This window comes from Cysteiniphilum marinum (genome assembly GCF_014857925.1).
Classification (GTDB): Bacteria; Pseudomonadota; Gammaproteobacteria; order Francisellales; family Francisellaceae; genus Caedibacter; species Caedibacter marinus.
The window spans coordinates 20,187-32,079 of sequence record NZ_JACYVZ010000033.1 but is presented as its reverse complement, the minus strand read 5'-3'; the positions used below and the strand labels follow the sequence as shown (position 1 = coordinate 32,079).

The window sequence follows — 11,893 nt, the reverse complement described above, 5'->3', positions numbered from 1 at the left end:
GAAACTATTATTAGGTTTAAAACCAAATGAAAACATTTGCTTGAAGCCTATAATTAATGAATTGAATTTACAGTAGAAAATATCCCATTTTTATTGCAAAGTGGTCTAGACAATGGGGAGTACTTTACTCCAAAAAGTGGGCAATAAGTTGTTAAGCATATTCTGGCTAAAATTGTCCACAAGCAATTTGGAAAATTGTATTAAGTTAAATTTTTCGGGCAAAGAAAAATAGATAGCTGCAATTAATGCATATAATAAAACATAAATAATCCATTTCTCTTTGTTAAAGAAAGTTAATGCTGTACCAAAAGACTTCTTCAAACGAGCCCCGGAGAAGTCAACGCTATATAATTCATCCAATAATAGATGAATTATATAGCCATAAAACAAAAAAATACCAACCAGCCATGATATATATAGGTCTTTTGTAATCAGATGCATAATAAAATATAGAGCAATTGCCATTAATATTGCCATGGGTACTGAGTGAATTACGCCACGATGATAGGATATTTTTGATAATAATGATTTGATGGGAAAGTACATTAGTAGATAAATGACAATTGAGTTAATGATAGAAAAAATCAATCCGAACTGAGGTAAACTAGTAAAAAGCCATAATAAGGCAAGCGCGAGAGAACTAAGTTTAAAAACAATAGATTTTGATGTGCTGTTTTCCGAGTCAATATCAGGTAGTATTCCACCAATACTGCCAATAAAGGTCAGTAACAAGGTTTGAGAAACAGAAATTCCAGACAGATATAACCCTACACTTGGAACAAAGCTGGCAAATGCAGCAACGGTGATATGGGTTTTAAAATTAGCCATAGTAGGCTACTCTCATCGCAAAAAATAGGTTAAAAGGTATGATATAAAGTATTTTTTCATGGTAGGGCCCATCATTGAGTTCCTCCTGTTTTTTGAACGGAGACGGTGGCACATTTAATTTCTATCCGTATGAATTAGACATTAAGATGATTGTATAATTCTAATTCTGCTCTATTTTGCTTACGGTATTTCAGTAAGTAAAGAAGGAGGTTGTAACTGCTATTTACATATTATTTTCCATCAATTTATCTGAATGAATTATAGTGATTATTTATTCACTAAATTAATGGGGGTGCTTATGACAAAGCGTGGTTTAATTAATCGATCGTTATCAGCAATTGAAGTGGTAGGTAATAAACTACCACCACCAGCGATGCTGTTTTTCTGGTTAACGATATTTTTAATTGTATTAAGTGCATTATTTGCTTGGCTTGGTATCAAAGTATTGGATCCGCGTGTGCAGGATGCAAAAGCCTATATTGATGTATTTAATTTGCTTAGTGCGGAAGGTGTGCGCTATATTTTTAGCAGTGTTGTTGATAACTTTGTTGGATTTGCACCATTAGGTACGGTTTTGGTTGCATTTATTGGGGTAAGTCTTGCTGAGCATTCTGGCTTTATTAGTGCGTCTATTAGGGCGATTATTGGTAAGAGTAATCGAGTAACTGTTACTGCAATTATTGTCTTTGCAGGCGCTATGTCAAATACTGCAGGTGAGTTAGGGTATTTAGTCATTATTCCTTTGGCGGGGGTGATTTTTCATTCGATGGGGCGTCATCCGATTGCTGGTATGGCTGCGGCATTTGCGGGTGTTTCTGGTGGTTATAGTGCGAATTTATTATTGGGAACGGTTGATCCATTATTAAGTGGATTAACGCAAGAAGCCGCACATTTACTGAATCCAGAATATCGAGTAGGTGCCGAGGCAAATTGGTACTTTATGATAGGGAGCACTTTTTTAGTAACTGCCGTTGTGACACTATTGTCACAAAAAGTAGTTGAGCCACGTTTAGGCAAATACCAATCAGGTACCGAGCTCGATGATGAGGAAAAAGCATTGGAATCACAGATCCATCTGACTAAGCTTGAGAAAAAAGGCCTAGTCTGGGCACTTGTGTCGATTGCCATCTTGTCACTTGTGATTGTTTACTTGGTTGTGCCAGAAGGTGCGATCCTACGTAATCAGCAAACCGGCTTAATTGCTAATTCACCCTTTTTAAACAGTATCGTGTTTTTGATATTATTATTCTTCGCAGTGGCAGGTATTGTTTACGGTTATGTGACCAAAAGTTTCAAAAATACAAAAGATGTCGTCAATGCCATGGATAAGACGTTTAATACTTTGGGTACTTATATTGTTTTGGTGTTTTTTGCAGCACAGTTTGTCGCATACTTCAAAGTGACAAATTTAGGTACGATCATTGCAGTTGCTGGTGCGACAGCGCTAGAGAGTATTAACTTCACTGGCGCTCCATTGATTATAAGCTTTGTAATTTTAGCAGCTTTTATCAATCTGTTTATGGGGAGTGCCTCAGCAAAATGGTCGATGTTAGCACCTGTATTTGTGCCGATGTTTATGCTATTAGGTTATTCGCCTGAATTAGTGCAAGTGGCATATCGTGTTGGTGATTCAGCAACAAATATTATCTCACCATTGATGAGCTATTTTGCTTTGATTGTCGCATTTTTCCAAAAGTATGATAAAAACTCAGGCATTGGCACAATTGTCGCCACGATGTTGCCTTACTCGATTGTATTATTAATCACGTGGAGTATTTTCCTCTATCTTTGGGTGTTTTTATTTAATTTACCCGTTGGACCTGGTGTTGATTCATTTTATCAAATAAAATAGTCTAGTCTGAGTAGACACTCGCTACAAGCCATTTTATAGAAGCTCTTGCTTTAATTGGCTTCGACTTACGCTCAGTCAATGCCAACAGTGTTGTTATGCTAGATAATTAAGTGCACGCTTGATAATATATTCAGGTACATTTTGATATTCAGAAAAGTAAACTTGGTTCACTTCAGTTGCGTTGTGCTGATACACATAGACACTCGGTGAGTGAGTCACAGCTGCGGATTTTGCTAAAGCATTGTTAGCTTTAATTTCTTGATCAACCATCTCTTTAAGATATGGTGTTTCATTAATGTTTAAACTGATCATTAAATCAGACAAGGTGTTTTGATCAACAACCTTACCTGATTTAATCAAACTATGGAGCTCGTGCAAAAATTCTTGCATGAGCTCCACCCCGCCCACGTGATAAGTAAATGCTAAATACTGCGATGCATTAGGGCTTTGTGTTGCGTTAATGGGGTAAATGTTTATTTTGATATTTTTATCATTTTTAAGTGTTAATAATGTATTTATATTCTCTAAACAAGCAAGTTTTGAGTAGTCACAGAATTGCGTGATGACTTTGCTTGCCTGTGGATTGCCAAGGGTAATCTTAGGTGATTTGTCAAAGTTTAAATTGCCATGAATAAATACATTGGCTTGATAGCGTGAAAAAGCGTGCATATCACAAGCTTCTTCGCCAGCTTTATGCCCAGCATTGGCAAGGCTTGCGCATAAAATCGTATTCAATAGTAAAAATAGCTTTTTCATGTATTTACCCAGATTGTTTTGATAGCTCAAGAGTGTATTAAATGATCTGAATAATGACAAATTTAAATGTTTTATGGGAATATTAGACTTTTAAATGATCGGCTCAAATAAGTTCAATAAGTCATTTTCACTGAGTTTGAAATCGGCTTGCCCGTCTTTATTATATAACCCACTGGCAAGATCCGCTTTTTTCTGCTGAAGTTTTAGGATTTTTTCTTCAACACTATCTTTGGCAATGAGTTTATATACTGTGACGGGTTTATCTTGACCGATGCGATAAGCGCGATCCGTGGCTTGGGCTTCAACGGCTGGATTCCACCATGGATCAAAGTGAATAACCGTATCAGCTGCAACAAGATTTAAACCAGTGCCGCCAGCTTTTAAGCTGATCAAGAAAACCGTGATATCAGGGTTGTCACTAAAGTCATCAATCAGTTTTTGGCGATGTTTAGTTTGTCCGGTTAACTGCACATATTGAACTTTATGTTTGCCAAGCTCAAGTGCAATTAAATCAAGCATCTCGACAAACTGTGAGAACACCAATACTTTACGCTTTTCTGCGGTAAGTTCAGTCAGCATTTCTAATAAATAATCAAGTTTAGCTGATTCATGGACTTTTTTAGCACTGTCTAGTTTGACTAATTGTGGATGGCAGCATGATTGACGCAGCTTTAATAGTGCATCAAGAATATGAATATGACTCTTAGCAAGTCCTTGCTTTTTCAAGAGTTCACGCACTTTTTTTTCCATCGTCATACGTACACTTTCATATAATTGTTTTTGTGTATTAGGTAGCTCAATAATCTCAATTGATTCAGTTTTTTTAGGCAGATCTTTAGCAACTAATGCCTTAGTGCGTCGAAGCATAAAAGGAGAAATACGACTTTTTAAGACATTTAAACGATCGCTGTCTTGATGTTTTTCAATTGGGTTTTTGAAGTGCTTACGAAACTGGCTATCATTACCCAAGAAGCCTGGCATTAAGAAGTTAAATTGCGACCATAACTCACCTAGATGATTCTCAAGTGGTGTGCCAGTTAAACAAAAGCGATGTTTAGCTGAAAGGGTGAAAATACTTTGCGCTTGCTTGGTTTTAGCATTTTTAATCGTTTGCGCTTCATCTAAAATCAGTGCGCTATAGGTGTTTTGGCGATGAATTTCTTCGTCTTTTAAAATAAGTGGATAGCTAGTGACCACGATGTTGTAGTTAAGTAATGACTCATAATGCTCAGAACGTTCTGAACCATGCAATAGTAAAATTGTGAGCTTAGGTGTGAATTTCTCAGCTTCTCTGATCCAATTACCGACAACTGAGGTGGGGGCGACGATTAAGCTTGTGCCGAAATCTTCATCAGTATCATGTTGTAATTGTATCCAAGTAAGCGTTTGCAGCGTTTTGCCAAGTCCCATATCATCAGCTAACAAGCCGCCCATTTCATGTTTGGATAAGAAATCCATCCAGCTTACGCCATAGCGCTGATAGTCACGCAAGGTCGCTTGCACTTCTTTTGGTGTATCTAAAAGTGGTAACTTTGTTGTGTCTTTCAGTGAGTCAACAAAATTTTTTAAAGCGTTGGCTCTGCTGTAATCAATCGCACCACTTTTGCCCAATTGCTCCTCAAGACTCATCAGTGCACCGATTTGGTATTTTGAGAGTTTTAGTGTGCCGCCACGTTCATCGTTTAGCTCAAACAATGAGTTAATAACCGGTTCAATGATGCTGTAATCAATTTTTAAACGGTGGTTCTTATCCACAATGGCAACAAGATCATGCGCTTCTTTGTTAAGTCCTTTTTGTAGATATTGCATAATGAGTGGTTGCAGATCGATGGTGTTACCACTGTGATTAACACTTAGATGCACATTAAACCAATCATTTTGCGCCCCTTCTTCAATGCCAATATCAATGTCATTAGCAATAACATAGTGATAAGCAAAGTCTTCATCAAACTCAACCTGCCAACCTAATAGTTTGAAGTCCTCAAGGTCCTCAACATAGAAGTCTTCCCATTGTTCTTCTGGTTCAAGATAAGGATTGCTATTTAAGATATAACTTTCACCAAATGGCTTGTGTGCTTGATTGCCATAGCCAAAGTAAGCACGTCTGGATTTTACAAACCCAAATCCTCCTAAAGTTTCAAGTTTATCTTTTTCAAATTTCACATCTTTTTCAATCAAGCGACCATTGTGCTCGATAATGTGTGTTCCGCTTTCGTGTGGCTCAAATCGTGTGCCGTCATATTCAAAGCTAACCTCAGCAAAGAAGCCATAATGTGGCCAGTTTACTGATGATCCTTTACTAAAATGAGCTATCGCTTTCGGCGTGATTTTTTCGGTTTTAAGCTTTTTGACTTTGCTTGGAAATTTGATTTGCTTGCCAAGTGTTGATTTCTCAATGGTGTGACGAACAAATGACATGTCATCTTTAGAGATATCTTTAAGTGTATTAAGGAGCAGCAATTGATTGCCAGGAATGTCACTAACGATCTGACCCATTTTATTGCCATCAATATAAAAAGCAGGTGTTGTTGGTATGATTTTGGCATTTGTTTTGCCATTGATTTGCGCATTAAAGCGAAATGTGCCATTGACTTCATTCCAATCAATATTAAGCTTGACATCAGGTGCCAAGGTGCAATGTTTATCCATGACAATATCGCCAACGAAAAAGCGCTCAGTTGCGATAAGCAGCTTTAAAAATTGAGCACCATACTCTCCTGTTAAGCTCGGTAAATGTATTGCATAACGATTGATTTGTGCTTGTAGGTATTTAAAGATCTCAAGGTCTTTGATGTCAGCGCAATCTGGGTATTTAGTGTAACCTGCAACGATATTGGCAAGATTGGCACTTTGTGGTTTACCATAGCCATTGCCACTTTTTAGAATACGCACATAGCTAGCCTCGATCCTATAAGATAATTGTTCACCCTCTTTAAACGCGATAAGTTGATAAGCAATTACTAAATTGGAAGGTGCTTTACCTTGGGATAGTAATGTACTTTTCTCAAGGCGTATATTGTCATTAAATTGACGCTCAAAGGCAGCTTTGTCGAAATAAGATGCGGGGGTTTGAGCTTTTTTTGTCGGTTGTGGATTAACAGATGTTGTTGCTGCGGCAGAAGTAAATGCACTGGGTTCTTTTAACCGATCAGCTAATGATTTATTAAACATAAATAACACGGCATAAATATGCTTACAAAAATAGCCTACAGGGCATGAGCACTCAGCATCAAGTACGCTTGAGAGTGTTTTTTCTCGTGAGTTCACATCGACAAAAATGCTTTGGGAGTAGGCATTTTTGCCAGAGCCAAAAACTTCACTTTTAATGACAAAATTAATGCCATCATCGGATGTTGCCTGCAATGATTTGATTGAGTATTGATTGCAATAGGCATGCGCACGTGAAATGGTTGCCCTAGTAAAGTCTTCGGTAATGCTTTTAGGTAAGATGCTTGAAGATAAGCTCATAAATTTTTGTCAAAAGAAAATAAATTGCATCAGTATACCTGAGGCAAAAGCTGTAAGACAAACAAGTTTCTGGCAATAACCATACTTTGTTGTGCTAAATCATATATCTCCTTTGGCTATGTTCAGGAGATAATGCGCTTTTGGTTAAATGATTGTATCAAAGTGAATTGCAAGCCAAATAGTGGCAGGCGAGCTCGATGTATAGGTTACCCAATGTGGTGTATTGCTAGGGATCAATAGACTATCACCTGTAGCAAGTGAGTGGCTCATATCATTTACCAAAAGGGTTGCTTGCCCCTGTAAGACAAACACCAACTCATCTTGTGTTTGGATATAAGGTTTATCTTTAGGTGTTGTTTGTCCATAGGACACAATGCGTTCAATCTTTATATTTTGTGCATTTTTGATTGTATGAATAATATCAAACAATTCATGTTCAGCATGTTTGGGAATATCGTATAAATTCATTTTTTGATAAACCCGCGTTTAGTCAATAGTTGATCCAAAGCATTGGCAAAGGCGTTGATATTGCTATTTGAGAACGCCTTGGTTTTTGTTTCAACTAACCCAGCATCTCGCAGCTCAGTGAAGAAATTACGCATGGCATAAGTTTGTGAAATATTTGCTTTGGTATATTGCTTGCCATGAGGTGTGATGACCATGGCATTGCGATCAGTAACCTCTTTTGCCAGCGGAATATCGGCGGTAATCACTAAGTCAGACATTTCAACCTTATTGGCGATATAGTTATCTGCAACATCAAAGCCTTTATCAACACAGCGCATTTTGATAAAAGGTGATGGCGGGTGTGTCAGTGGTTGATTGGCAACAAAAATACACGTGACTTTGCGTTGGTGCGCTGCTTTATACAGCACTTCTTTGACTGCTTTAGGGCAAGCGTCAGCATCGATATAAATAATCATATTAAGCGTAATGACTTTGAATGTACGAAGCTAATTCAGCTTGTGGTATGATCACTTGTTCTTTGTCTTCACGTAAGAACTTGATCACACAAGTGCTATTGTTAATCTCATCTTCAGCGATCACCAATGCCAATGTAGCACCTGATTTATCGGCCTTTTTAAATTGTGATTTAAAACTACCTAAGGAGGTGTTTTGCTCAATGGTTAAGTGAGGCAAGGACTTACGTAGTGTTTCAATCATTGGCATGGTCTTGAAGATCGATGACTCATCAGAGATCACATAGATATCTGCTGTTTGTGTTGTTTCAGGGATAAGTACAAGTGTTTCAAGGAGTAAGATGATTCGTTCAATCCCCATGGCAAAGCCAACGGCAGGTGTTTCAGGGCCTTGCAAGTCGCTCACGAGTGAATCATAACGACCACCGGCGCAAATGGTGCCTTGAGCACCGAGTTTATCGGTAACCCATTCAAACACGGTGTTGCAGTAGTAATCAATCCCGCGCACGAGACGTGAATTTACTCTATACGGAATATTTAACGCGCTTAGATACTTAGTAAGTGCTTCAAAGTCTTGTTTAATATCTTGATCAAGAAAATCATGCAGGTTAGGTGCATTATCCAAAAGTCGTTGGGTGTTTTCATTTTTACTATCAAGAATGCGCAGTGGGTTTTTACCTAGTCTACGCTGTGAATCCTCATCTAACTGATCTTTAAGTGGTGTTAGATAATCAACCAATGCATTGACATAATCAGCACGATTTTGTGCACTGCCTAGGTTGTTAAGCTCAAGGGTGACGTGTGTGTCAAGTCCTAAGGCTTGCCATAATTGCCATGACAAGCTTAACACTTCAGCGTCTTGGGCAATGTGACTATTACCGTATACTTCAACACCCAGTTGATAAAACTGGCGATAACGTCCTTTTTGCGGACGCTCATAGCGAAACATAGCCCCCGTATACCATACCTTTTGGATTTGATTGCGTAAAAGCCCATGTTCAATCATCGCACGCACGCAACCTGCGGTACCTTCAGGTCTTAAAGTCAATGCGTCATCATTGCGATCACTAAAGTTATAGGTTTCTTTTTCAACAATATCTGTGCCTGCACCAACGCCACGATGAAATAACTCGCTTTTTTCAACGACAGGTAAACGAATTTCCTGATAAGCATAGTTGTGTAAGGTTTGTTTTACGGCGTTTTCAAAAAAGTGCCACTTATAAATATCGCTCGGTAAAATATCATTCATGCCGCGCACGGCTTGGATTTTAGACATTAGATGATTCCGTATTGATTAACTTAGAAAAGTGCGCTTATTGTATGCAAATTATCTTTAGATGGAAAGGACTTGTATTCTATACCGCTCATAAATCATTTTGCGGTGTTTGATGTCGAAGAAGTGTTTGATGCTTTTGAGTAATTGGATTGCAGATAATAGCTGGGATTATTGGCAAAATTCAATTACTCAAAAGCGCAAGAAATTCAATGACAGAAATACTGTAAGATGGTTTGTGGGCGGTATAAATCACTAAACGTGAATTGTGGTAGCTGTAGGTTCTTTGAATTTCATCAGCAGCATTATGGCAATGATATAAAAGACAGCAATCATTGCACCTAGGAGAATCAAGTTAGCGCGCATTAAATTAGCAAATATAAGTGATAACGCAACAATAAGGTCAATCATGAGTCCATAGATTGACGAGGCAACAGCACTGTGACTTTTATCAATCAGCAAAAATGCCATCGTTGAGGTGTTTACACTCACAAGTGCTGAGGAAAAACCAAATAAAATCGCACTGAGACCGATCAAGTAAATGGCGTAATGTGCCGGTAGAAAGTAAGCACTGACAAATAATATGCCACTCAACACAGCAACAAAAGAAAAGCTATAAGCGCTTTGCTCATAGCTCATCAAGCCATTAAGCCAGCGAATGTTAATCCAACGTGCTAAGGCGCCAAAGAAGATCAATAAAAAGGATAACCAACCATAAACAATCGTATTAAACCCAAGGGTTGTGATCACAATGTAAGGCGTGCAGATATAGAAAATGGACATCCCCGCCCACGCCGCTGACGTGATATAGCAGTAGCTTAAGAATTGTGTGTTGCTAGCAATGCTAAAGAATTTCTTGCGACTTGAAGTTTTGACTTCAGTGGCTGCGGTTGGTATCTCTTTAAAATAAATAGCAATCAAGATAAGGGCGAGCAGTGCTACTAAAACAACACCATTAAAAACCCATTCCCAACCACCGTAATAGACAATATAACCACCGATAAAGCCAGCCAAAGAAGGAGCCAAATAAAACAAAAGTGTTAAGCTCTGCCAGGTTTTAACATAAGTATTACCTGTTAGCATATCCTTGGGTAAAGCGACAGCAAGAATATATAAACCAGAAGCACCAATGCCTTGTAATATTCGCCCGATATAAAAGGCAAGGATGCTTTGTGATAACAAGCACACAATGCTACCAATAATGACGATTACACAATAAAGGATCAGTGTTTTTTTGCGTCCAAAGTGGTCGCTAATAAGGCCGGCAGGTATTGCAAATATCGCACCTGCAATAACAAATAAGGTCAGTGTTAACTGGCTTTGTCCAACATTCACCGCAAAATCATTTTGTAGTAATGGCAGCGCTGAGATATACATATCATAAGCGCAGACATAAACACCCACAAGGAAAATGGCGAAAAAGTAAACGTAAGTTTGAGGTTTCATATTTATTTTTCGATTCAATGATTCGTTTGTTTTTGTTTTTCGCAAATTAATGATAATTAAACGACTCTCTAAATGCCATCAAAAGTTACATTCATGTGTATACTGGGCTTGAATCATATCATTTTATATAAAATTTCACTTAAAATAAATTGAGTTAAATTTTTATTTTATATTTTTTTATTAAACTTTGTTTTGTGAGTTACTACCTGAAGTAGTAAACCTTTCGTTACCATTTACTGGGATATTAAAGTTTAAACAAAATAATGGGAAAATTTTATGATGAAAAAAATTATTTTAACTACTTTAGCAATTTCTAGTTTGGCTTTTGTATCAACTTCATTTGCTGATCAGTCAAATTTAGATATCAATAATCAAAATTGTATGGGTGTTATAGCGGGTAAAATATTTACCATGAAGTCGAAAAACCATTTTAATGTAACACTGTATGGTTCAGATCCCGCCTATGTTTCATTGAGCGCAGAAAATATTACCCTACAAAATGTTTATAGTGAACCATATTATAAAAAGAAATTTTTTACTATAACAACTGGGGCGGCAACTAGTAATTTGCCACAAATAACCAGCTGCTCTATTACTTCATACCCAGGGAACCCAGATAGAATGTTAGTTAAATACATTGTTCGAGGCGCAGACTTATATTACCAAACTACAAATGGTTCTTCATATTCTTACGGACATTTAGAAGAGGGTAGTGTGTTATTTGATCCAGTTGAGCGCAAAATAGTATCTTTTGGAATGCCGGCAGAAATAGGCAATCCAACAAAAGTTTATCAAATTGGTACTGGTTTAGATATTAATAATCAAAATTGTATGCGTGTTATAGCGGGTAAACTATTTACCATGAAGTCGAAAAATCACCTTAATATAACATTGTATGGTTCAGTTCCTGCCTATGTTTTATTGAGCGCAGAAAATATCACCCTACAAACTGTTCATAGTGAACCATATTATAAAAAGGAATTTTTTACTATAACAACTGGGGGTTCAACTAGTAATTTGCCACAAATAACCAGCTGCTCTATTATTTCATACCTAGATAGAATGTTAATTAAATACATTGTTCGAGGCGCAGACTTATATTACCAAACTACAAATAGTTCTTCATATTCTTACGGACATTTAGAAGAGGGCGGTGTGCTATTTGATCCAGTTGAGAACAAAATAGTATCTTTTGGAATGCCGGCAGAAATGGGCAGTCCAACAAAAGTTTATCAAGTTGGGGCTGGAGAAATACCTTTCACCTAAAAACTAACTCATTGCAAGTGTTCATTTTTCTTAATATCTTTAAAGTAAAGGCTTGCTACTATGCCGCTCAGTCCATTCAGATGA

At 37.5% G+C, this 11,893-nt stretch carries 9 protein-coding genes; 2 read left to right on the top strand and 7 right to left on the bottom strand.

Features of this window, described 5'->3' with window-relative positions:
* Positions 1 to 105: 105 nt before the first annotated feature.
* Positions 106 to 828: a metal-dependent hydrolase gene (locus IE867_RS11750; protein WP_192484911.1), complete on the bottom strand. Its 723-nt coding sequence runs from the start codon at positions 826 to 828 to the stop codon at positions 106 to 108.
* Between the two features lie 298 nt (positions 829 to 1,126).
* Here IE867_RS11750 and IE867_RS11745 point away from each other — a divergent pair, with 298 nt between their 5' ends.
* Positions 1,127 to 2,680: an AbgT family transporter gene (locus tag IE867_RS11745; protein ID WP_192484910.1), complete on the top strand. Its 1,554-nt coding sequence runs from the start codon at positions 1,127 to 1,129 to the stop codon at positions 2,678 to 2,680.
* A 93-nt stretch (positions 2,681 to 2,773) separates the two neighbouring features.
* On the opposite strand, the gene IE867_RS11740 is transcribed toward IE867_RS11745, so the two are convergent.
* The 6 genes from IE867_RS11740 to IE867_RS11715 all read right to left on the bottom strand — a co-directional run bounded on the left by IE867_RS11740 (position 2,774) and on the right by IE867_RS11715 (position 10,543).
* Positions 2,774 to 3,436: a thioredoxin domain-containing protein gene (locus IE867_RS11740; RefSeq protein WP_192484909.1), complete on the bottom strand. Its 663-nt coding sequence runs from the start codon at positions 3,434 to 3,436 to the stop codon at positions 2,774 to 2,776.
* A 90-nt stretch (positions 3,437 to 3,526) separates the two neighbouring features.
* A complete protein-coding gene (locus tag IE867_RS11735; RefSeq protein ID WP_192484908.1) occupies positions 3,527 to 6,904 on the bottom strand; it encodes a DEAD/DEAH box helicase in 3,378 nt (1,125 codons plus the stop codon).
* Between the two features lie 144 nt (positions 6,905 to 7,048).
* Complete coding sequence (locus IE867_RS11730; RefSeq protein ID WP_192484907.1) at positions 7,049 to 7,372, bottom strand: cupin domain-containing protein; 324 nt, start codon at positions 7,370 to 7,372, stop codon at positions 7,049 to 7,051.
* Positions 7,369 to 7,827 (bottom strand): YaiI/YqxD family protein, encoded by a 459-nt coding sequence (locus IE867_RS11725; protein ID WP_192484906.1) that lies wholly within the window; start codon positions 7,825 to 7,827, stop codon positions 7,369 to 7,371. Before IE867_RS11725 ends, IE867_RS11730 begins: the two co-directional genes overlap by 4 nt.
* 1 nt (position 7,828) lies before the next feature.
* Positions 7,829 to 9,100: a histidine--tRNA ligase gene (hisS, locus tag IE867_RS11720; protein ID WP_192484905.1), complete on the bottom strand. Its 1,272-nt coding sequence runs from the start codon at positions 9,098 to 9,100 to the stop codon at positions 7,829 to 7,831.
* Positions 9,101 to 9,352: 252 nt separating this feature from the next.
* Positions 9,353 to 10,543: an MFS transporter gene (locus IE867_RS11715; RefSeq protein WP_192484904.1), complete on the bottom strand. Its 1,191-nt coding sequence runs from the start codon at positions 10,541 to 10,543 to the stop codon at positions 9,353 to 9,355.
* A gap of 276 nt (positions 10,544 to 10,819) precedes the next feature.
* Here IE867_RS11715 and IE867_RS11710 point away from each other — a divergent pair, with 276 nt between their 5' ends.
* Positions 10,820 to 11,809, top strand: coding sequence for a hypothetical protein (locus IE867_RS11710; RefSeq protein WP_192484903.1), 990 nt, complete (start codon positions 10,820 to 10,822; stop codon positions 11,807 to 11,809).
* Positions 11,810 to 11,893 lie beyond the last annotated feature (84 nt).